This window comes from Caballeronia humi, assembly GCF_001544475.1.
Classification (GTDB): Bacteria; Pseudomonadota; Gammaproteobacteria; order Burkholderiales; family Burkholderiaceae; genus Caballeronia; species Caballeronia humi.
Map to the genome: position 1 here is coordinate 14838 of NZ_FCNW02000011.1, position 20770 is coordinate 35607.

The 20770-nt window shown below is 62.5% G+C and carries 19 protein-coding genes, 1 tRNA gene, 1 pseudogene and 1 riboswitch; of the genes and pseudogenes, 11 read left to right on the forward strand and 10 right to left on the reverse strand.

Annotated features, from left to right (window positions below; translation table 11 throughout):
* Nucleotides 1-23: 23 nt before the first annotated feature.
* The gene (locus tag AWB65_RS13195; RefSeq protein ID WP_062637437.1) at nt 24-434 is read left to right on the forward strand and encodes an integration host factor subunit alpha; all 411 of its coding nucleotides are present in this window, start codon (nt 24-26) and stop codon (nt 432-434) included.
* 70 nt (nt 435-504) lie between these two features.
* Nucleotides 505-906, forward strand: a complete 402-nt coding sequence (locus AWB65_RS13200; protein WP_087667592.1) for a MerR family transcriptional regulator — start codon at nt 505-507, stop codon at nt 904-906.
* 116 nt (nt 907-1022) lie between these two features.
* On the opposite strand, the gene AWB65_RS13205 is transcribed toward AWB65_RS13200, so the two are convergent.
* The 5 genes from AWB65_RS13205 to AWB65_RS13225 all read right to left on the reverse strand — a co-directional run bounded on the left by AWB65_RS13205 (nt 1023) and on the right by AWB65_RS13225 (nt 4445).
* Nucleotides 1023-1099: transfer RNA gene (locus tag AWB65_RS13205), tRNA-Pro, on the reverse strand.
* A gap of 99 nt (nt 1100-1198) precedes the next feature.
* Nucleotides 1199-1573: a hypothetical protein gene (locus tag AWB65_RS13210; protein WP_087667593.1), complete on the reverse strand. Its 375-nt coding sequence runs from the start codon at nt 1571-1573 to the stop codon at nt 1199-1201.
* A gap of 121 nt (nt 1574-1694) precedes the next feature.
* Complete coding sequence (locus AWB65_RS13215) at nt 1695-2594, reverse strand: LysR family transcriptional regulator (RefSeq protein WP_087667594.1); 900 nt, start codon at nt 2592-2594, stop codon at nt 1695-1697.
* A gap of 51 nt (nt 2595-2645) precedes the next feature.
* Nucleotides 2646-3569: a LysR family transcriptional regulator gene (locus AWB65_RS13220; RefSeq protein ID WP_087659736.1), complete on the reverse strand. Its 924-nt coding sequence runs from the start codon at nt 3567-3569 to the stop codon at nt 2646-2648.
* Nucleotides 3570-3635: 66 nt separating this feature from the next.
* Complete coding sequence (locus tag AWB65_RS13225; protein WP_087667595.1) at nt 3636-4445, reverse strand: IclR family transcriptional regulator; 810 nt, start codon at nt 4443-4445, stop codon at nt 3636-3638.
* 306 nt (nt 4446-4751) lie between these two features.
* Between AWB65_RS13225 and AWB65_RS13230 the strand changes: the two genes are divergently transcribed.
* The 8 genes and pseudogenes from AWB65_RS13230 to AWB65_RS36915 all read left to right on the forward strand — a co-directional run.
* Nucleotides 4752-5444 (forward strand): 3-oxoacid CoA-transferase subunit A, encoded by a 693-nt coding sequence (locus tag AWB65_RS13230; RefSeq protein ID WP_087659738.1) that lies wholly within the window; start codon nt 4752-4754, stop codon nt 5442-5444.
* Nucleotides 5445-5460: 16 nt separating this feature from the next.
* Nucleotides 5461-6117 (forward strand): 3-oxoacid CoA-transferase subunit B, encoded by a 657-nt coding sequence (locus AWB65_RS13235; protein ID WP_087659739.1) that lies wholly within the window; start codon nt 5461-5463, stop codon nt 6115-6117.
* Nucleotides 6118-6138: 21 nt separating this feature from the next.
* The gene (pcaF, locus tag AWB65_RS13240) at nt 6139-7341 is read left to right on the forward strand and encodes a 3-oxoadipyl-CoA thiolase (protein ID WP_087667596.1); all 1203 of its coding nucleotides are present in this window, start codon (nt 6139-6141) and stop codon (nt 7339-7341) included.
* A gap of 4 nt (nt 7342-7345) precedes the next feature.
* Nucleotides 7346-8704 (forward strand): 3-carboxy-cis,cis-muconate cycloisomerase, encoded by a 1359-nt coding sequence (locus AWB65_RS13245; protein WP_087667597.1) that lies wholly within the window; start codon nt 7346-7348, stop codon nt 8702-8704.
* Between the two features lie 34 nt (nt 8705-8738).
* Nucleotides 8739-9533 carry a 3-oxoadipate enol-lactonase gene (pcaD, locus tag AWB65_RS13250; protein WP_087667598.1) on the forward strand — a complete coding sequence of 265 codons (795 nt, stop codon included), beginning with the start codon at nt 8739-8741 and terminating at the stop codon, nt 9531-9533.
* Nucleotides 9530-9922, forward strand: a complete 393-nt coding sequence (gene pcaC / locus AWB65_RS13255) for a 4-carboxymuconolactone decarboxylase (RefSeq protein ID WP_087667599.1) — start codon at nt 9530-9532, stop codon at nt 9920-9922. The genes pcaD and pcaC overlap by 4 nt, the downstream gene beginning before the upstream one ends.
* 1077 nt (nt 9923-10999) lie before the next feature.
* Entirely contained in the window at nt 11000-13105 is a 2106-nt protein-coding gene (locus tag AWB65_RS13260; RefSeq protein ID WP_159907627.1) for a YadA family autotransporter adhesin, read from the forward strand.
* A gap of 43 nt (nt 13106-13148) precedes the next feature.
* Nucleotides 13149-13306, forward strand: a pseudogene (locus AWB65_RS36915) (IS110 family transposase); the annotation flags it as partial.
* 665 nt (nt 13307-13971) lie between these two features.
* Here AWB65_RS36915 and AWB65_RS13265 read toward each other — a convergent pair.
* The 3 genes from AWB65_RS13265 to thiC form a co-directional block, all read right to left on the reverse strand.
* Complete coding sequence (locus tag AWB65_RS13265) at nt 13972-14439, reverse strand: hypothetical protein (RefSeq protein WP_087667601.1); 468 nt, start codon at nt 14437-14439, stop codon at nt 13972-13974.
* 212 nt (nt 14440-14651) lie between these two features.
* Entirely contained in the window at nt 14652-14864 is a 213-nt protein-coding gene (locus AWB65_RS13270) for a YMGG-like glycine zipper-containing protein (protein ID WP_087657122.1), read from the reverse strand.
* Nucleotides 14865-15162: 298 nt separating this feature from the next.
* Nucleotides 15163-17094, reverse strand: a complete 1932-nt coding sequence (gene thiC / locus AWB65_RS13275; RefSeq protein WP_087667602.1) for a phosphomethylpyrimidine synthase ThiC — start codon at nt 17092-17094, stop codon at nt 15163-15165.
* Between the two features lie 146 nt (nt 17095-17240).
* A riboswitch (TPP riboswitch) is annotated at nt 17241-17370 on the reverse strand.
* 279 nt (nt 17371-17649) lie between these two features.
* Between thiC and AWB65_RS13280 the strand changes: the two genes are divergently transcribed.
* Nucleotides 17650-18603 (forward strand): EamA family transporter, encoded by a 954-nt coding sequence (locus AWB65_RS13280; protein WP_087667603.1) that lies wholly within the window; start codon nt 17650-17652, stop codon nt 18601-18603.
* Nucleotides 18604-18916: 313 nt separating this feature from the next.
* Here the strand turns inward: AWB65_RS13280 and AWB65_RS13285 are convergent, their stop codons facing one another.
* Together AWB65_RS13285 and AWB65_RS13290 are read right to left on the reverse strand one after the other, a co-directional pair.
* On the reverse strand, nt 18917-19051 hold the full coding sequence (locus AWB65_RS13285) for an entericidin A/B family lipoprotein (RefSeq protein ID WP_087657128.1): 135 nt from the start codon (nt 19049-19051) through the stop codon (nt 18917-18919).
* Nucleotides 19052-19238: 187 nt separating this feature from the next.
* Entirely contained in the window at nt 19239-20711 is a 1473-nt protein-coding gene (locus tag AWB65_RS13290; protein WP_087667604.1) for a sensor histidine kinase, read from the reverse strand.
* Between the last annotated feature and the right edge of the window lie 59 nt (nt 20712-20770).

Below are 20770 nucleotides of genomic sequence, written 5' to 3' on the forward strand. Positions count from 1 at the left end.
AATCGTCACGCCATTTTTCTGATATGAACCAAATGAACTCGAGTGATTTCGAAGCCCTTCTTTCGGCGCAACGCAGCGCCATGATCCGAGATATCCCGACTTCGAATGGCGCGGCGTCCAACGAGACGCCGACGCTCACGAAAGCCGAACTGGCCGAGATGCTGTTCGACCACGTCGGACTCAACAAGCGCGAAGCGAAAGACATGGTCGAAGCCTTCTTCGAGGTCATTCGCGACGCGCTCGAAAGCGGCGACAGCGTGAAGCTGTCGGGCTTCGGCAACTTCCAGTTGCGTGACAAACCGCAGCGCCCGGGTCGCAATCCGAAGACCGGCGAAGCGATTCCGATTGCCGCGCGCCGTGTTGTCACGTTTCACGCGAGTCAGAAGTTGAAGGCGCTGGTGGAGACCGGCGCGGAAACCAGCTTCGGCCGCTGACGAACGGACTGCGCTGCCGTTCGTCGTCATTCAGCGCCTCTGCGACACTCACCACGATGGTTGATTGACGATGGAAAAAGTCGTCTTGCCTCCGATCCCGGCCAAGCGCTACTTCACGATCGGTGAAGTCAGCGAGCTATGCGGCGTGAAGCCGCATGTGCTGCGCTATTGGGAGCAGGAGTTCACGCAGTTGCGGCCGGTCAAAAGGCGCGGCAATCGTCGGTATTATCAGCATCATGAAGTGCTGCTGATCCGGCGTATTCGCGAGTTGCTTTACGAGCAGGGCTTCACGATCAACGGCGCGCGCAATCGGCTCGATTCGCACGGGCGCGCGAATGGCGCCGAGGCCGATGAAGCTGATGAGATGAAGGTGGAGGCGTCCCCGCAGGCCTCGGTTGATGTCGAGGCGCTGAGGAAGGAGATCCTGCAGGTGATCGATCTGCTTGGCGGGTCAGCGGCGAAACAGATCTGAGTGGCCTGATGAATGCGAGACGCCGTGACGTGAGTCGCGGCGTTTTTTTGTGCTCTGAAAACGCGCCGCAAAAACCAAAAGGCCTTACGGACTTGCGTCCGTAAGGCCTCATTTTCTGGTCGGGGCGAGAGGATTTGAACCTCCGACCACCTGCACCCCATGCAGGTACGCTACCAGGCTGCGCTACGCCCCGAAAGAGCGAAATTATATCAGACCGCTTTGATGCTGAGAACCCATCAGGCGACTTTCGCAATCGCGCTTCGCATATCGACTCGCAGCACAGTCGTCTTCATCAAACCGACAGTTCCGAGTGCGTATAGTCCGACGTCTTGATTCGCACCGGATCATCCCTTCGATGTTGGCGTTGACGGAACCGCATCGCGAGGAACACGCCCACCACGCACGGAATCAGGTAGGCGATAGCGCGTTCCGCCCACGCCGACCGCGACGCAAGAGTCACGTAGTTCATCCGGTCCATGTCAGGCACCGACGCAAATATGCTCGTCAACAGCAGATCGAGAATCATCGCGAGCAGGCAAAAGCCGACGAACATCAGTGCGCCGTTCCATCTCGCCTCGCGTTGACTTGCGTTGATCCTGTCGCAGATGAATACCGTGGCGCCCAGCAACAGGAAATTGAGACACAGTGGAAACCAGGGAAAATTCATCGCGCGCCCGCTTGGCAGTTGAAAGGGTGATGGCCGTCCCCTCCGTCGATCGCTTGAAGCGCCGCAAGAGGCGAAAATCGGGCGGGATCATCACATGCCGGAGGACGCGCTTGAATACGAGTTATCCTAATTGACTAGGCCGGTCGGCTAGCGACTCGGACAGGAAATCGATGAAGGTACGCACCTTCGTCGTCATGTATTTGCGGCTCGTGTAGACGGCGTAAACCGATGGTGCGAACGCCGCGTACTCCGGCAACACGCGCACGAGCCCGCCCGACGCCAGTTCCGCCGCCACTATCCACTCGGGGAAGTACGCGAGCCCGAGGCCCGCGAGCACAAGCTGCAGCGACATCGACGTGTCGTTGGTCTTCAGCACCGCGTGGTTCTTCACCGCGAACGCGCCGTCCGGACCGGTGAGTTCGACCATCTCGATATTGGTGTAAGTCGGCAGGATGATTTGATGGCGGGCGAGGTCGTCAGGATGGCGCGGATTGCCGTGCCGTTCCAGATAGGCCGGCGCGCCCGACAGCACGAACGGCACCTTGCACAGCGGCCGCACGATCAGCGACGGCGATGGCTCCGAAGTCGCCCGGAGCGCCATGTCGTAGCCTTCTTCCACCAGATCGACGAAGCGGTTCTCCAGCCGCAAGTCGACGAGCACGTCCGGATAGCGCTGCCGGTACGCGACGAGAATATCGGCGAACTTGCGCGTCGCGAACCAGCCCGGCGCCGTCACCTTGAGCACGCCCTGTGGATGCGCCGTCTGCACGCCAACCGCGGATTCGGCCGCCGACAGAATATCGAGCGCCTCACTGCATTGCTCGAAGTACACGCTGCCGGCTTCGGTCAGGCTCAGGTGGCGCGTCGTCCGGTTGAGCAGGCGCACGCCGAGCTGGCGCTCCAGATTCGCGACGTGCTTGCTCGTCATCGCGGTCGAAATGTCGAGCCGTTCGGCGGCCTTCACGAAACTTCCCGCCTCGACGACCTCGCGAAACACGCGCAGGCTGGTGAGCGCATCCATCGATCATTTCCTGCCCGGAAATAAAAAGGTCATTCTAGCCGCAACTCGCAATCATTTCGGCCATTCATCGAGCGCGTCGTTGAAGAGCGACGCGACCACGCCGCGCAACCACATCGTGCGGGCGTCGTTGTGGAACTTGCGATGCCAGTGCTGCCGCAGATCGAAGCGCGGCAACGGCAGCGGTGGTTCGGCGAGCGTGATCGACGCGTGTTCCGCCACGTACGCGAAACCGATCGCGTGCGGGACCGTCGCGATGAGGTCCGTCCGGGAGAGGATGAACGGCAAGCTCATGAAGTGAGGCGTTTCCAGCACGGCGCGTCGACGGATGCGCTGCTTGTCGAGAAAATTCTCAAGGATTTCCTGGCTGCGTCCCTCAGCGCGCACGACGGCGTGGCCGCATTCGATAAACCGTTCGAGCGTCAGCGGGCCGCTCGCGAAAGGATGATCGCGGCGCATCAGGCAGATGAATCGATGGGAGAAGAGGCGTTGCTGGAAAAAATTGTTGCCGGAGAGATCGGGGAAATAGCCGACGGCGAGGTCGACGTCGCCGGCTTCGAGTCCGCGTTCGACATCGCCGTGCGACAGCGACACCGAACGCAGATTCGCGTGCGGCGCCTGGACCGAAAGCGCTTGCAGCAGGCGCGGCAGAAAGACGATCTCGCCGACATCGGAAAGGGCGATCGAAAAGGTGTCGCTCGTGGTGGCGGGGTCGAAGTGCTGCGTGTCGAGCAGGCCGCGCTCGATACGGCTCAGCGCCTCGCGCGCGGCGGGCACGAGCGCGAGCGCGCGCGGTGTCGGCTCCATGCCGCGCGACGTGCGCACGAAGAGCGGATCGTTGAAATACTCGCGCAGCCGTCCGAGCGCCGTGCTCACGCGCGGCTGGCTCACGCCAAGCCGCTCGGCGGCGCGGCTCACGTTGCGCGTCTCCTCGATGGCGACGAGATACGGGATGAGGTTCAGATCGAGGTCGTTCATGCGCGCGGCGTTATCGATGGGCGAGATAGAGGGTAACGCCGGATTCGCGATCGCGAATAGTGGCGTTTATCCGCGCCGCGCGACCATCTCCGAGACGCGTACCGCCGCCGCCTGCAACGGTTCGAGATACGCCTTCACCATCTGCCTCGCGCTCTTTCGCTGCGCGTTCCCGCTGAGATTGAGCGCCGCGATGATGCGCCCCTGCCGGTCGCGGATCGGCGCCGACATCGAAATCAGCCCTTCCTCCAGTTCCTGATCCACGATCGCCCAGCCCTGGCTGCGCACGACGTCGATCGCTTCCTTCAGCGCCGCCTTGTCGATGACGGTGCGCGGCGTGCGGGCGGTGAGGTCGCTGGCGCCGAGGACGGCGTCGAGCTTGTCGTCGTCGAGGGCGGCGAGCAGCATGCGGCCCATCGACGTGCAGAACGCCGGCAACCGGCTTCCGATCGACAGGTTTTGCGTGATGATCTTGTGCGTCGGCACGCGCAGCACGTAGACGATGTCCGTGCCGTTCAGCACGGCCGCCGAGCAGCTTTCGTGCACTTGCTCGACGAGTTCCTCCATGACCGGCTCGGCGAGATTCCAGAACGGCATCGACGTGAGATAGGCGAAACCCAGGTCGAGGATCTTCGGCGTAAGCTGGAAGAGGCGGCCGTCGGCTTCGACGTAGCCGAGCGCCTGCAGCGTCAGCAGAATGCGCCGGGCGCCCGCGCGCGTGAGACCTGACGCGGCGGCGACTTCGGTCAGCGTCTGCGCGGGACGGCCTGCGTCGAACGAGCGGATCACCGCGAGCCCGCGCGCGAACGATTGCACGTAGGAATCGCCGGGGCGCGACGTTTCGTCAGCATCGGAAGAGTTGAGCGGATCTTTTTTCATGAAGTCGAACCAAGTGGAACCAGCCAGTCGGTGAATACCCGTAGTTCGTTGACACGACAACGAATGCAGTAATAACATCACGTTGTTCGCTAATCGAATCCATGTTCGCATGACGAACATTTTCAGACAAGCAGGTTAACCCGGGTTCGACGCCGGTATCGCTTAAGCCGATCCGGAGTACTCGTACCAACCACCTTGCATGGGGCCAGAGGAAGCGCTAAAGCGCTAACTGTGCCCGACATGCTCTGCATGGGACGAGAGTAAGCGCTAAAGCGCTAACTCTCATCGACACAAGAGAGGAACGGCATGATCAACAAGATTTTCGACTCGCTGGCGTCGGCGGTGAAAGATGTGAACGACGGCGCGACCATCATGATCGGCGGCTTCGGCACGGCGGGCATGCCGTCCGAACTGATCGACGCGCTCATCGAGCAGGGCGCGCGCGAGCTCACGATCGTCAACAACAACGCCGGCAACGGTGAAACCGGCTTGGCCGCCTTGCTGAAAGCGAAGCGCGTGCGCAAGATCATCTGCTCGTTCCCGCGCCAGGCGGATTCGCACATCTTCGATGCGCTTTACCGTGCGGGTGAAATCGAGCTCGAACTCGTGCCGCAGGGCAACCTGGCGGAGCGGATTCGCGCGGCGGGCGCGGGCATCGGCGGATTCTTCACGCCGACCGGTTTCGGCACGAAACTCGCGGAAGGCAAGGAAACGCGCCTGATAGACGGCAAGCAGTACGTGCTCGAAGCGCCGCTGCACGCGGATTTCGCGCTGATCAAGGCATTCAAGGGCGACCGCTGGGGCAATCTGGTCTATCGTAAAACTGCGCGCAACTTCGGGCCGATCATGGCGAGCGCGGCGAAGACTGCGATCGTGCAGGTGTCGCAGATCGTCGAACTGGGCGAACTCGATCCCGAGAACATCGTCACGCCGGGCATCTTCGTGCAACGCGTGGTCGAAGTGCCGCAAGCCGTCCATCAAGCCGAACTCGCAGCCTGAGAGATAAGGAAAAGCCATGAAAAAACTGACTCGTGACGAAATGGCGAAGCGCGTCGCGCTCGACATTCCCGAAGGCGCGTACGTGAACCTCGGCATCGGCGTCCCGACGCTCGTCGCCAACCATCTGGCCGCGGACCGTGAAATCTTCCTGCACAGCGAAAACGGTCTGCTCGGCATGGGCCCGGCGCCCGCGAAAGGCGAGGAAGACGACGAACTCATCAACGCCGGCAAGCAGCACGTCACGCTGCTGACCGGCGGTGCCTATTTCCATCACGCCGATTCGTTCGCGATGATGCGCGGCGGCCATCTCGATTTTTGCGTGCTCGGCGCGTTCCAGGTGTCGGCGAAAGGCGATCTCGCGAACTGGCACACCGGCGCGCCCGACGCGATTCCGGCCGTCGGCGGCGCGATGGACCTCGCGATCGGCGCGAAGCAGGTCTACGTGATGATGGAACTGCTGACGAAGCAGGGCGAAAGCAAGCTCGTCGACGAATGCTCGTATCCGGTGACCGGCGTCAACTGCGTGAATCGCGTGTACACCGATCTCGCTGTGTTTGACGTGACGCCGGAAGGCTTCGTCGTGCGCGAAATGGTCGAGGGGCTGACCTTCGAGGAACTCCAGCAGCTCGCCAAGGTGCCGCTGCAATACGCGCCCCTGACTGAAGCCGCCTGATCCCGATAACTGGAGACACTAATGAAAGAAGCATTTTTGTGTGACGCGATTCGTACGCCGATTGGCCGCTATGCCGGTGCGCTGTCGTCGGTGCGGGCCGACGATCTCGGCGCCGTGCCGCTGCGCGCGCTGATGGAGCGCAATAAAGACGTCGACTGGAACGCCGTCGAGGAAGTGATTTTCGGCTGCGCGAATCAGGCGGGTGAAGACAATCGCAACGTCGCGCGCATGTCGACGTTGCTCGCCGGCTTGCCCGAAGGCATTCCGGGCACGACGGTGAACCGCCTGTGCGGCTCGGGCATGGACGCGATCGGCATTGCCGCGCGGGCGATCAAGTCGGGCGAGGCGAGTTTCCTGATCGCGGGCGGCGTGGAGAGCATGAGCCGCGCGCCGTTTGTGCAAGGCAAGGCGACCTCGGCGTTCTCGCGTCAGGCCGACATCTACGACACGACCATCGGCTGGCGCTTCGTCAATCCGCTGATGAAAAAGCTTCACGGCGTCGATTCGATGCCGGAAACGGCGGAAAACGTCGCGGATGACTATAAGGTAAGCCGCGCCGATCAGGACGCGTTCGCCGTGCGCAGCCAGCAGAAGGCGGCGCGCGCGAAGGCCGACGGCACGTTCGCGCAGGAAATCGTCGCGGTGACGATCGCGCAGAAGAAGGGCGATCCGATCGTCGTTTCGCAGGACGAGCATCCGCGCGAGACGAGCATCGAGGCGCTGGCGAAGCTGAAGGGCGTCGTGCGCCCGGATGGCAGCGTGACGGCGGGCAATGCGTCAGGCGTGAACGACGGCGCGGCCGCGCTTTTGCTCGCTGACGAAGACAGCGCGAAGCGGTTCGGCCTCGTGCCGCGTGCGCGCATTCTGGGTCTCGCGACGGCCGGCGTGCCGCCGCGCGTGATGGGCATCGGCCCGGCGCCCGCGACTCAGAAACTTCTGAAGCGTTTGAACATGACGATCGACCAGTTCGACGTGATCGAACTGAACGAAGCGTTCGCGTCGCAAGGACTGGCCGTTCTGCGCATGCTCGGCGTCGCCGACGACGATCCCCGCGTCAACCCGAACGGCGGCGCGATCGCGCTCGGCCACCCGCTCGGCATGAGCGGCGCGCGCCTCGTCACGACCGCGAGCTATCAGTTGCAACGCACCGGCGGCCGCTTCGCGCTCTGCACGATGTGCATCGGCGTGGGGCAGGGCATCGCGATCGCAATCGAGCGTGTCTGAGGCCATGTTCGCCGCCACCGGACGCCTGACCGATCTCATCTGCGGGACCGAAGCGGCGAACGCCGTCTGGTCGCCGCGTCACACCGTGCAGGCGATGCTCGACGTCGAGGCCGCGCTTGCGCGGGCCTCGGCCGCGCACGGCGTGATTCCGGCTGCGGCGGTCGCCGCGATCGAAGCCGCCTGCAACGCCGACACCATCGACGCGCAAGCGCTGATGGCGGGCGCGGCGCAAGGCGGCAATCTTGCGATTCCGCTCGTCAAGCAATTGACGGCGGTGGTCAAGGCCGCCGACCCCGAAGCCGCCAAATACGTGCATTGGGGCGCGACGAGCCAGGACATCATCGATACGGGCGCGGTTCTGCAATTGCGCGCGACGCTCGACCTGATCGACGCCGATCTGCGCGACCTCTGCGCCGCGCTCGCCGGCCAGGCGAGGAAGCATCGCGTCACGCCGATGATCGGCCGGACGTGGTTGCAGCAGGCGCTGCCGGTCACGCTCGGCCTCAAGTTCGCGCAATGGCTCGACGCGCTGACGCGCCATCGCGAGCGTCTTTCAACGCTGCGCTCGCGCGCGCTCGCGCTGCAGTTCGGCGGCGCGGCGGGCACGCTCGCGAGCCTGCGCGACAAGGCGCAGCCGGTCGCGCAGACGCTCGCCGACGAACTCGGCCTGGCGCTTCCCGCGCTGCCGTGGCACACGCAGCGCGACCGCATCGCGGAAGCGGCAGCGTGCCTCGGCATGCTGACCGGCACGCTCGGCAAGATCGCCCGTGACATCTCGCTGTCGATGCAGACTGAAGTCGGCGAACTCGCGGAACCGGCCGCGGCGGGCAAAGGCGGCTCCTCGACGATGCCGCACAAGCGCAACCCGGTCGGCTGCGCGGCCGTGCTCACGGCCGCGACGCGCGCGCCCAACCTCGTCGCGACGATTTTCGCGGGCATGGTGCAGGAGCACGAGCGCGCGCTCGGCGGCTGGCAGGCCGAGTGGGAAGCGCTGCCCGACCTGGCGCGCCTGACGGCAGGCGCGCTCGCGCAGATGAAGTCGATCGTGCCGGACCTCGAAGTGAACACCGAACGGCTCGCCGCGAATCTCAACGCGACGCGCGGACTCGTGCTCGGCGAGGCCGTGATGCTCGCGCTCGGCGACCGGATCGGCCGGCTGGATGCCCACAAGCTGGTCGAGAAGTCGTCGAAGGAGGCCGTGGCAAGCGGCCGGACGCTCTTCGACGTGCTCTCAGCCGAGCCCACCGTCACCCAGCATCTTTCAACCGATCAGTTGCAACACTTGCTCGATCCGGTGAATTACGCCGGTTGCGCGCAGGCATTCATCGATGCCGCGCTCGAGCTTCATCACGCGAACGCGTGATCCTCGCGACAACCCAATCAGGAGCAAAACGCCCATGCCTCTCGCCGCCGTCAACGGTATCCATATTTACTATCGCATCGACGCCGACGCGGGCGACGACGCCCCGTGGCTCGTGCTGTCCAACTCGCTCGGCAGCGACATGTCGATGTGGTCGCCGCAAGTCGAGGCGTTTGCAAAAAAATATCGCGTGCTGCGCTATGACACGCGCGGCCACGGCCACTCCGACGCGCCGCAGGGCCCGTACACGATCGACCAGTTGATCGGCGACGTGATCGGCCTGATGGACGTCCTGAAGATCAAGCGCGCGCACTATTGCGGGCTGTCGATGGGCGGGCTGACCGGCGTCGGGCTGGCCGCGCGCCATCCGGAGCGCTTCGAGCGCGTGGTGCTGTCGAACACGGCGGCGCTGATCGGCTCGGACGCCGTCTGGACGCCGCGTGCCGCAAAGGCGCGCGAGGTCCACGGCATGGTCTCGCTGACCGACGCCGTCATCCCGCGCTGGTTCACGGCGGGCTTCATTGAGAGCCAGCCGCTCGTGCTTGCGCCGATCCGCGACGTGTTCCGCCACACCTCGGGCGACGGCTACGCGTCGAACTGCGAAGCGATCCGCGACGCCGACCTGCGCGGCGAAGCGAAGACGATCAAGGCGCCGGTGCTGGTGATCGCCGGCACGCACGATCTGTCGACGACGGCGGAGCAGGGCCGCGAACTGGCTGGCTACATAGAAGGGTCGCGCTACGTGGAGCTCGACGCAGCGCATTTGTCGAACATCGAGAAGTCGTCGGATTACACCCGCACCGTGCTGCAATTCCTGGGAGAACACGCATGACCGAAGACGAACGTTACGACGCCGGACTGGAAGTGCGCCGCGCGGTGCTGGGCGATGCCCACGTGGACCGGTCGCTTGCGAACCGCACGGACCTCACGACGGAGTTCCAGAACCTGATCACGCGCTATGCGTGGGGCGAGATCTGGACGCGGCCGGGTTTGCCGCGTCATACGCGCAGTCTTCTGACGATCGCGATGATGGTCGCGTTGAATCGCAGCGAGGAACTGGCGCTGCATCTGCGGGCGGCGAAGAACAACGGCGTCTCGCGCGACGAGATGAAGGAAGTGCTGATGCAGACAGCGATTTACTGTGGCGTGCCGGCGGCAAATTCCGCGTTTCATCTGGCGCAAAAGATTTTCGATGAGATGGACGAGGTGGCGAAGGGGTGAAGGGTGTAAGGCGGCTTTTAGGCCGTTGATTGACAGTTGCACGAAATTTGACAGAAGCCGTTCCGGGTTATCGGAACGGCTTTTTATCTTGTGAGTTCTGCGTGCGGGATTTTTTTCCAAACGTCAATGCAGGCGATCTTGGCTATCGGCGGACATGCGTTACCCGCTGGTTGTCGGTCACAAAGCATGCCCCTTTGTCCCATTAAGAGTTTTCTGGGTTCAAAACTCAACCCGCTTGAAGTATCCTTATCAAGCTAAATTTAGCTAGTTGGTAGGTCGCAAAAACATGCTGCTGCGAGCAGGCGCGAAACAGCCGTGGCGTTTTGGCCGTTTGGACAATAGAAGGCGCGCCTTCATCACGGTTAGGATAGCTATCAAAAATCAACGACCCACTAAGTTTCCTAAAAACCGAGAGAACCAAGAAAAATGACGAAGATAAAGCAGACCAGCGCGTTGCAGGCGCCACTGTCAGTTTCCCGATCTGACGCGGAGATACTCGCTCTTGCCAGAAGCTGTAAAGACGTGGGTGGGGCGTCGTCTTGCGGAGCGGCGCTTGCGGTACTGACTATCTTCGGTTTGCCGAATGCGGTCTACGCGGAAGAGCTACAGGCATCCTGGGCGGCATCCGAACGTATTGCTTCCTTTTTGGACTCGCGTTCTTCGCAATTGCAGCGTCCGCTTTCTGACGAACGGGATTTGAGCCGAGCGGGCGGCCACTCGAACACGCTGCCAAAGATGGAGATTATTCAGGAGGTCGCTCCAAAAGCGAGCACGGCCTTTGCTCTCGGGACGCCAGTGAGGAACGGGATTTCCACCTCACTCAATCGGCTGGTTGCGCCCGCCGTGAGCATTCACTCGTATCGCGCGAACGGCGGCGACGCCGTTGATAGCAAAGACGATCGGTTGAGGCCGCTCGATGATGTCGCATTGCGTCGAACAACTGGCGGCGAGCTACGTCGTGAGGAAAATGCCGCAGCTGATCGGAGTGCGAGTCAGATATTCGCCACCGAGTCGAGTCGCATATTGGGCGATGCACGTGCTGAAGCGCCCGGCCCATTTGTCGCATACGACAGCGCGGTGCAGAGAGCGGTTACGTTCGCCGGCGCAGAGGGAACGGTTTTGTCGAACGTCGCGGCGGGCACGAAGGAGATGGACGCCGTCAATATCGGTCAGTTGAAGGCTGCGGGGATCGCGGTCGATTCTCGCGGCAATACGATGAACTCCTTCGTCGCTTACGATGACGAAACCCGGCACACGATAACGCTTCATGGCGGGATTCAGGGTACCCGCCTGGCGAATCTGGCAAAAGGCCGCCGGGACATGGAGGCTGTCAATGTGAGTCAGCTCAGGGAAGCGGGGATCACCATTGACTCAAGCGGTAACGCCGCGAACACACTCGTCACCTATGACGACATCAATAAAGAGCGAATGACTTTGCGCGGCGACGCGAAAGGCACGTTACTCTCGAATGTTGCCAAGGGCAGGGCTGATAGTGACGCGGTCAACGTCCGACAGTTGAAGGACGCCGGTTTGACGCTCGATGCAAGCGGCAACGCGGTCAACGCGCTGGTTTCCTACGTCGACGCCCAAAAGAATCAAATCACGTTTGGCGGTACCGCTGGGACCATTCTGTCGAAAGTCGCGCAAGGCAAGGCAGATACCGATGCAGTCAACATTCGACAGCTGAAGAATGCCGGCCTGACGCTCGATTCGAACGGCGACCCGACGAATGCAGTGGTCGCCTACGATACGCTCAGCAACGATCGAATTTCGCTCGGTGGATCGAAAGGCACGATCATCTCGAATGTGAAGTCGGGCGTCGCCGATACAGATGCTGTCAACGTATCCCAATTGAAGAGCAACGGTTTGATCGGCGCTGGCGGTACAGCGCTGTCGGCTGTCGTCTACGACACTTTGCCCGACGGAAGTCCAAATTCAGGCAGTATCACACTCGGCGGCGCCTCGGCGCCGGCTCCCGTGGCGCTGCGCAACGTCGCAGCGGGTCGCGTGAAGGAGGGCAGCACCGATGCGGTAAACGGCGATCAGTTGTACCAGACCGTGAAGATAGTCGACGATCTTCAGAGTGTAGGTGCATTCAAGTATCTCTCGACGACTTCAACGCTCGGCGCCGCCCAGGCGTTGGGCTCGGATGCACTCGCTATCGGCGGCGAAGCGCGCGCAAGCGGTAGAAACTCCGTCGCACTCGGAACCAACTCCTTGGCGGATCGCGCAAATTCTGTGTCGGTCGGGTCGAAGGGACAAGAGCGCCAGATCACGAACGTCAAAGCGGGTACGGCCGATACCGACGCAGTCAATGTCGCACAGTTGAAGAGCACAGGCCTCATCGACAGCATGGGCAACGCCACGGCGACGTTGATCTACGACAAAACCACTAGCGGCGCGACCGACTACGCGAGCGTGACGCTCGGCAATGGCATCGAGGGTGGCTCGACGCTGCACAACGTCGCGAGCGGGGTGCTTGTCAACGACGCCGTCAACGTTGGACAGTTGAACAATGCTGTCGGGCAGTTGAGCAACGCGATCAGCAAGGTCACGAACACAACCGCCGTGAGCACGGCGTTCTTCAGCGCCGACGGTAATGCGTCAAGGGATGCGGCGGTGTCGACTGGCACGCATACGGTCGCTGCCGGCGCAAGCGCGCTCGCAAGCGGTGAGAACGCGGTGGCGTTTGGCGCGGGCGCGACTGCGAGCGCCGACAACTCGGTGGCACTGGGCGCAGGGTCGGTCGCGAATCGGGCGAACAGCGTGTCGGTCGGATCGGAAGGCGGACAGCGGCAGATCACCAGCGTCGCGGCCGGCACGGCGGGCACCGATGCGGTGAACCTCGACCAGTTGAACCGCGTGTCGACCAACTCGGTGGCCCAGGCGGCCAGTTACACCGATCAGCGCTTCAACAACGCGCAGCAGCAAATTCGCGACCTCGACCGCGACACGCGCAAGGGTATCGCGGCGGCGTCGGCGCTCAATGTGGTCACGCCTTATCTGCCCGGCCGCACCGCGCTCAACGCCGGTATTGCCGCGTATCGGGGACAGGCGGCGCTTGGAATCGGCGTGTCGCGTTGGAACGAAAAGGGGAACTTGAACCTCAACGCCGGCGTATCGACGTCAGGAGGCAACAGTACTATTGTTCGCGCTGGCATCGGCTATGTGTTCGGCGGATAAGTGGTTGCGCAGCGACGCGTTCCCGGCATTCCAGCGGTACGCCGAGCGGCGAACGGATGCGCTCGGTCACGGGCTACAAGCGCTGCTGCGACGCCGTCACAGCAACGTTGTCGCCTGCGCACAGGCAACAAAGTGGCCAGGATCGGTTGGGCGATTCTGGCCAAGGGTCATGAGTACCGGGCGCAACCGCCTATCGTTTGAACAACTTTCCCGCCTGCGTTTGCGACCACTGACCTGAGATGAAGACAAACGGCACACGGCTCAACTTAAGACCTGACATGAAATTCAGTCCCCTTTAGGACGAGGGCTTTTGAGGACAGTTTTGTGCAGCTTTTCATCGAGGGCCGGGCGTTCTGATCCGCTCCCAATTCGAGCCCGAATACATTTGCGCAAGCCCTTTTATGTCACAGGCCGAGGTTGCAGACAACAGGGCGACCATACATTTCATAAGCGGCGGATACGTCGGGGCGCTTTGTTTCAACGCCGATAAATCAGGTCTTGGCCGTCTCAGCCGTATCGCGCTCGGTGGCAGGCGCGCTACGAAATACCCAGACCGTCAGCAAGCCAAGGGAAGCAATCATCCACAGCAGGAAAAACGCAAAGGCCATCATCTCCGTCCCCTCAGGCTGGTTGGTGCCGCTTTGGCGCTCGGGAAATGGCCCGTCGCCTTATCGGCATTATGAGGAAGAACATATAGCGAAAATCGTGCCTGAACGCAGGCGGAAAATGGCAGAGCCTTGTCGGAAAAGGATAGGGCGGCGGCCACATCGAGTGTGACCGTCCGCGCTTTTCGCACATTAGCTAAAAAACGTTACAGAAACGAAACGCTGACAGTAAAACGCCAAATTTTTGTAAAGGTCACGACGCTAATGGCTGTGTCCCGAACCGCCGCCGTGCCAGTTGCCGCCCCCACCGCCGTGCCAGCCTCCGCCACCGCCGTGCCATCCGTGTCCACCCCAGCAGCAGCCACCGCCGCCCCAGTATCCGAACCCGACCGAGATCGACGGATAGCCGTATCCGTAATACCCGGGGTACGCCGCATACGGGTAAGCCGGATAAGCAGGGTAGGGATACGCAGGGTAATAAGCCGGATATGTTGCGTAGGTCACGGGCGGTTGCGCGACCGGATACTGCGCGGCGACGGGCGTCGTCGTGTAAGACGAGACCACGGCCGATGAAGCTTCCTGCGTGCCGACGGCGAATTCCCGCTGCGTATAAGCCGCGCCGACTACCGGATAAGACGGATAAGCAGGATAGGCCGGATAGCCGACGTAATAACATCCGCTCAGCAGCGCGACGCCCCCGAGAGCCGTCAGCGTGAGTTTCGGATTCATGATGCTGCTCCTTTCGTGCAACTGCCTTCTATCGTGCTGTGTTCGTGCGAGGCATCGAACGGTCGGCGAAAAGAGCTCGGCGCAACGTCGGCGGCTTGAGGAAAAGCGTGGCGGCTCGCGGCTGAGTTCGGATTGGTCGATGTGTTTTAAAGATAGCGCGGATCGTGCGACCCCGCGCGATCCGCTTTGTTACCCCGAATTACCCCGACGGCCTACTTGCCGACCTGGTTTCCGATCACCCCGCCGACCGCCGCGCCACCGAGCGTCGAGAGCGCACTGCCGCCTATCGCCGCCCCCGCCACGCCGCCGACGCCCGCGCCAACCGCGGTATCGCGTTGCCGCGTAGTCATGCTGTCGCACGCACTGAGGCCGCCGAGCAGTGCGACAACGAGTGCAGCGGCGCTGATCTGTCTGATATTTTTCATTTTGACTCTCCATTACGTGATGAAGGGGTACGGCCAGGCTGAAGCGGCTTGGGTGTCCATCGGGCGCCGGGCCGAGGTCGCCGCTTGAGCGGCTGATCGTTGTAGTAGCGTTGCAGCGACGGAAGGTTTATTGCCGGTTCATCATGGTTGAAGCAGGAAAAGTGCCAGATTGCGGATGAAGCGTGGAGCGCTTTGTGCACGGGCGTTCGCGCCAAAAGAAACGGCCTGTCGCGCGCGATGCGCGACAGGCCGTTTTGTCAGCTTGCGTTGTAAATTTCTTCAGCGGCCAACCGAAGCGTCAAGTCCGCTGATAAATCTCCGCGCCCCTCTTCACGAACTCGATTGCCTTCGTCTGCATGCCTTGCTTGAGCGCCTCCGTATCGGTGACGCCTTGCTTGGCCGCGTAGTCGCGCACGTCCTGCGTGATCTTCATCGAGCAGAAGTGCGGACCGCACATCGAACAGAAATGCGCGACCTTTGCGGAATCCTTCGGCAGCGTTTCGTCGTGGAATTCGCGCGCTTTGTCCGGATCGAGGCCGAGGTTGAACTGGTCCTCCCAGCGGAACTCGAAGCGCGCCTTCGACAGCGCGTTGTCCCGCACCTGCGCGCCCGGATGGCCCTTCGCCAGATCGGCGGCGTGCGCGGCGAGCTTGTACGTGATGATGCCGGTCTTGACGTCGTCCTTGTTCGGCAGGCCCAGATGTTCCTTCGGCGTCACGTAGCAGAGCATCGCCGTGCCGAACCAGCCGATCATCGCCGCGCCGATGCCCGACGTGATGTGGTCGTAGCCGGGCGCGATGTCGGTCGTGAGCGGCCCGAGCGTGTAGAAGGGCGCTTCGTCGCACCATTCGAGCTGCAGGTCCATGTTCTCCTTGATGAGCTGCATCGGCACGTGCCCGGGGCCTTCGATCATCACCTGCACGTCGTGCTTCCACGCGATCTGCGTGAGCTCGCCGAGCGTCTTCAGTTCGCCGAGCTGGGCTTCGTCGTTGGCGTCGTAGATCGAGCCGGGGCGCAGGCCGTCGCCGAGCGAGAAGCTGACGTCATACGCCTTCATGATTTCGCAGATGTCCTCGAAATGCTCGTAGAGGAAGCTTTCCTTGTGATGCGCGAGACACCACTTCGCCATGATCGAGCCGCCGCGCGAGACGATGCCCGTCATGCGGTTCGCCGTCAGCGGCACGTATTGCAGACGCACACCGGCGTGGATCGTGAAGTAATCGACGCCTTGTTCCGCCTGTTCGATCAGCGTGTCGCGGAAGATTTCCCAGGTCAGGTCCTCGGCCTTGCCGTTGACTTTTTCGAGCGCCTGATAGATCGGCACCGTGCCGATCGGCACCGGCGAATTGCGGATGATCCACTCACGTGTCTCGTGAATATGCTTGCCGGTCGAGAGGTCCATGACCGTGTCGCCGCCCCAGCGGATCGCCCAGGTCATCTTGTCGACTTCCTCGCCGATGGAGGACGTCACTGCCGAATTGCCGATGTTCGCGTTGATCTTCACGAGGAAGTTGCGGCCGATGATCATCGGCTCCGATTCCGGGTGATTGATGTTCGCCGGGATGATCGCGCGGCCGCGCGCCACTTCCTCGCGCACGAATTCGGGCGTGATCGCTTGCAATGCGTCGGGACCGAACGCGGTCGCGCCGAACGCCTGGCCCGGATGCTGGCGGCCCATCATCTTCGCGAGCTTTTCGCCGTTCGGGCCGCTCGTCTTCAGACTTTCGAGATACTCGGCGCGGCGCTGGTTCTCGCGGATCGCGATGTATTCCATCTCCGGCGTGACGATGCCCTGGCGCGCGTAGTGCATCTGCGAGACGTTCTTGCCCGCGACCGCGCGGCGTGGCGTGCGATGCAGGCCGGGAAAGCGCAACTCGACGGTGGCGGGATCGGCGGCGCGCTCGCGCCCGAAATCGCTCGAGAGGCCCGTCAGGCTCTCCGTGTCGCCGCGCGCTTCGATCCAGCGGGCGCGGAGTGCCGGGAGGCCCGAACGGATGTCGATGGTCGCGTCGGGATCGGTGTACGGGCCCGAGGTGTCGTAGACGTAGACCGGCGGATTTTTCTCGCCGCCGAAACTGTCGGGCGTGTCGGACTGGGTGATTTCGCGCATCGGCACGCGGATGTCGGGTTGCGAGCCGGTCACGTAGACCTTGCGCGAATTCGGCAACGGGGCGACGGCCGCCGCATCGACGACGGCATCGGCGGACAGGAACTTCGGGTTGGCATTCATGTGCTGTCTCTCCTGGGGACGGTTTTATCCAGCCAGCCGACGGACGCGACAACGTCCGGCGGCGACTGATTCAGGAGCTAAACAGGGAGGAACGAGACGGAAGGAGTTGCGGGTTTCTGGCTTGCGTGAGTGAGAGGACCCCGGCGCGGTGAAACCCGAACGCTTCCCTGCGCTGGCATTATCCAGATCAGGTTCAAAGGGTATTTCTCACCCACGCCGCGCGGGCAATCCGTTTTGTGGATTGCGATGCACGACGCAGGACCCCCGCGTTAGCAGCCGCTACGTTACACCGCACCGTGGCGTCTTGGCAACCTTTTGTGACACTCCGGCGGCGTGCGTACAGCGCTTACTGCATAATGTCGGACGCCGCGATTTCAGTACTTTCCCGTCCGCGCGGCGGCCCGGTTTTCCGGCCGAACTCCCTTCTGTGTTCTGCGCTCCGTCATGTTGTCCTGCCTTGCCCGTCTTGCCGCGACGCCTTTGCGGCATGCGCGTTTCCTCGTGCGTTGCCGTCGTTGCAACGCTTCTGTATTTCCGGCTGCTGCGGAGCGTTGAATGTCTGCTCTCCCGTCGCCGAAGTTTCCGCCCAGCCTGCCGCTCAATTTCCCCGACCGGTTTGCGTTTCGACTCCCGCAGACTCAGAAGGGACGCGTCGCGCTTGCGCTCGCTGTCGTCTATATCGTCTGGGGCTCGACGTATATGGCGGTGCATCTGTCCCTCGAGTCTTTTCCGCCGTTGATGCTGTCGGGGTTGCGTAACCTTTTTGCCGGCATCGGCCTCTTTATTTTCGCGGCACGCAAGAAGCCGATCTGGCCTTCGGGCGCTGAGATCCGCAATGCGGCGATTGTCGGGACGCTGCTCGTCGGGCTGTCGAGCGGGATGCTCGCTTTTGGCATGCGCACGGTCGAGACCGGCACGGCCGCCGTCATGGTCGCGACGGTTCCGCTATTTGCGACGATCATCGCGGCGTTCACCGGGCGCAGTATCGCGAAGGGGGAGTGGGTCGCGGTTGGGCTGGGACTCGTCGGTATCGCGCTCCTCAATCACGGCGATACGTCGGCGGGGTCGACGGCTGGATCGCTCGCGATTCTCTGCGGCGCGATTTTTTGGGCCGGCGGCGCGCATCTCGCCGGTCGGCTCAAGTTGCCGTCGGATCTCTTCGTTTCGACCGCCCTGCAGATCGGACTCGGTGGCTCCATTTCGACGATGGTCGCGTGGTTTTCCGGCGAGCGGATCATAAGTATCGGATTGGTGCCGGCGGCTTCGTTTCTTTATTTGATGCTGATCGGGACGATGGCGGCTTATGTCGCCTATGGGTATCTCATTCGACATACCAGTCCGATCATCGCCAGCAGTTGCATGTATGTAAATCCAATCGTGGCAGTGGCACTTGGTGCGCTGTTGCTCGGCGAAGTCATTACGCGGTGGACCGTCATAGCGACAGTCATTATCTTGCTTAGCGTTGGATTGTCGTTTTGGTTTGATTACCGGCGCAGAGGACTTGTTTAACGCCGGCGCCTGGGGATGGAGTCCGAGCTTCGCTTGGGCTGCAAGTTCCGTATAACCCCAAGCGCATCAACTCGCTTGAAAAAGAGAGCGAGCATTTGCAGGGCGGTAATATGCAGACCCCGGCGATCGAATTGCCCGATAAGCACTAAGCATCAGGCACTAGCCAAAAGAAAATCGGCGGACTTTGCCAAAAGCGAAGTTCGCCGATTTCACATGCACGAAACAGCGGGACGCAAAAAAAACCCGCCGCTAAAAGCGACGGGCTGACAGGAAACTCACGGCATCAAGACATCAGCCGGGTCCGACTGGGTTTTTACTTGTTTTGCTCGGCCGAATTCGTGATGGCTTTACCGCCCTTCGAGATGTCCTGGCCCGCGCCGGAGACCGTGTTGCAGCCCGCGAGCGCAGCGGTGCCAGCGATCAGCAGCAAAGCGATGAGTCGAGTCATGAGTATTCCCCTTTGAAGTTGGATGCGTAATTGGAATCGGGTCGCGCATCGTGTTGGATCAGCCCGGATCGACTACCGGTCGAGACCATCATAAAAAAACCATCGTGCTCAGGCTGTAGGCGCGTCCGCGTTTTTCTTGTCGGCCGCTTCCGCTATTCATGTCGGCATCGTCCTACGTGATGGACGCCTAGGCGACAGGCAGGATCACGGCGCTCGCATCGGTGCTGCGCTCGCGCGGCATCGTCGCGCGGATGCTCGTGCCGTGCGGCTCGCGCGGTTCGATCTCGATGCGCCCGCCGCGCGCGCTGACGCGCTGGCGCATGCCGAGCAGCCCATGCGTGTGCGTGCGCTTCAAATCCTGCGGGCGAATGCCGACGCCGTCATCCGCGATGCTGAGCGACACGCGTTCGTCGTCGAGCGTCAGATTGATCGCGATGCTCGTCGCCCGCGCGTACTTCGCCGCGTTCGTCAGCGATTCCTGCGCCACGCGAAAGAGCGCGATCTCAATGTCGCCGCCGAGCTTCACGTCGTTCTCCGGCAGCGCGAGTTCGAGCGTCCAGCCGTTGCGCTGCGCGGCTTCATCGGCGAGGGTGCGCAGCGCAGTGACGAGCCCGAAGTTGGCGAGCACGGTCGGGCGCATGTCCTCGATGATGCGCCGCTTGAGCGCAATGCCCTGATCGAGGTTCGCGAGCGCGCGCGAGAGCTTCTCGACCATCGCCGGTTCGCTTTGCCGCAGTTTGTTGTTGACCCACGCAACGTCCATCTTGCTCGCAGTAAGAATCGAGCCGAGTTCATCGTGCAGTTCGCGCGCCAGTTCGGTCTTCTCGTTTTCGCTCACCGATTGCAAATGCCACGCGAGCGCTTCGAGCTGACGCGTGCGCTCGAAGACGAGCTGATCGAGTTCTTCCTGCTGCGTGATGAGCTTCTTCTGCACGCGATCCTGCTTGTCGAGCTGGATGCCGAGATTGCGAAACAACAGCAGGAACAGCACGATGTTCAGCGCACACAGCGCGCCGACGCAGAAGGTCGAGATGCGCTGATCGGCGCGGCTCGAATCGAGCGCGTGCTGCGCGCGGCGCTCTTCGTTCAGGCGCAGGAGGGCGAGCGTCGTATCGAGGATGTCGCCGCCTTCCGGGGGCTTCAAGGCAAGCGCGCGAGCCTGATCGATCGTGTCCGCCGGGCCGGAGAGCGTCGCTATGCCGGCGGCGATCTGCGTATCGACCGCGCCGCTCACCTGCGCGAAACTCGCGAGCGCGGTGTCGTCGGCCTTGCGGTGGTAGTAGCCGTCGAGCGAGGCGATCGTCTGACGGATGCGCGTCGCCGCTTGCCGGAAATGTTCCGCGTAGGCCGCGCGCGCGGGTGGCGGCGCGAGGACATAGGCGCGCTCGTCGGCGGTAAGAGTGGCGATGTCGGCGGCGAGCGCGGTCAGTTGCGTCGTCGCGCCTTTCGCGTCGAGCGCGACTTCGTACTCAGCGGCGATGCGCATGCGCCCCGATTCCAGGATCACGAGGCCGCCCACCGTAATGACGATTGCGACCGTCATCGCGACGGCCCAGCTCCAGCGGCGCATGAAGTCGTTCAACCGCGTCGCGCGGCCGGGGTTTGCGCTCTTTTTTTTGGGCGCGCTCTGGGCGGAGGCGGCTGCCATTGCCTTGGTCATGTCGATCGGTCGTTTGTAGTAATTCGCTTGGTAGCCGCTGCCGACGCGGGAGAGAAGGC

Bases quoted from the DNA above. Each gene is read 5' to 3' on its own strand.
- AWB65_RS13280 (WP_087667603.1), top strand. From the start codon at position 17,650: ATGTCTGCTCTCCCGTCGCCGAAGTTTCCGCCCAGCCTGCCGCTCAAT.
- AWB65_RS13285 (WP_087657128.1), bottom strand. From the start codon at position 19,051: ATGACTCGACTCATCGCTTTGCTGCTGATCGCTGGCACCGCTGCGCTC.
- AWB65_RS13210 (WP_087667593.1), bottom strand. From the start codon at position 1,573: ATGAATTTTCCCTGGTTTCCACTGTGTCTCAATTTCCTGTTGCTGGGC.
- AWB65_RS13200 (WP_087667592.1), top strand. From the start codon at position 505: ATGGAAAAAGTCGTCTTGCCTCCGATCCCGGCCAAGCGCTACTTCACG.
- AWB65_RS13290 (WP_087667604.1), bottom strand. From the start codon at position 20,711: ATGACCAAGGCAATGGCAGCCGCCTCCGCCCAGAGCGCGCCCAAAAAA.
- AWB65_RS13195 (WP_062637437.1), top strand. From the start codon at position 24: ATGAACCAAATGAACTCGAGTGATTTCGAAGCCCTTCTTTCGGCGCAA.
- AWB65_RS13220 (WP_087659736.1), bottom strand. From the start codon at position 3,569: ATGAACGACCTCGATCTGAACCTCATCCCGTATCTCGTCGCCATCGAG.
- AWB65_RS13245 (WP_087667597.1), top strand. From the start codon at position 7,346: ATGTTCGCCGCCACCGGACGCCTGACCGATCTCATCTGCGGGACCGAA.
- AWB65_RS13230 (WP_087659738.1), top strand. From the start codon at position 4,752: ATGATCAACAAGATTTTCGACTCGCTGGCGTCGGCGGTGAAAGATGTG.
- AWB65_RS13235 (WP_087659739.1), top strand. From the start codon at position 5,461: ATGAAAAAACTGACTCGTGACGAAATGGCGAAGCGCGTCGCGCTCGAC.
- AWB65_RS13225 (WP_087667595.1), bottom strand. From the start codon at position 4,445: ATGAAAAAAGATCCGCTCAACTCTTCCGATGCTGACGAAACGTCGCGC.
- AWB65_RS13265 (WP_087667601.1), bottom strand. From the start codon at position 14,439: ATGAATCCGAAACTCACGCTGACGGCTCTCGGGGGCGTCGCGCTGCTG.
- AWB65_RS13270 (WP_087657122.1), bottom strand. From the start codon at position 14,864: ATGAAAAATATCAGACAGATCAGCGCCGCTGCACTCGTTGTCGCACTG.
- thiC (WP_087667602.1), bottom strand. From the start codon at position 17,094: ATGAATGCCAACCCGAAGTTCCTGTCCGCCGATGCCGTCGTCGATGCG.
- pcaF (WP_087667596.1), top strand. From the start codon at position 6,139: ATGAAAGAAGCATTTTTGTGTGACGCGATTCGTACGCCGATTGGCCGC.
- pcaC (WP_087667599.1), top strand. From the start codon at position 9,530: ATGACCGAAGACGAACGTTACGACGCCGGACTGGAAGTGCGCCGCGCG.
- AWB65_RS13215 (WP_087667594.1), bottom strand. From the start codon at position 2,594: ATGGATGCGCTCACCAGCCTGCGCGTGTTTCGCGAGGTCGTCGAGGCG.
- pcaD (WP_087667598.1), top strand. From the start codon at position 8,739: ATGCCTCTCGCCGCCGTCAACGGTATCCATATTTACTATCGCATCGAC.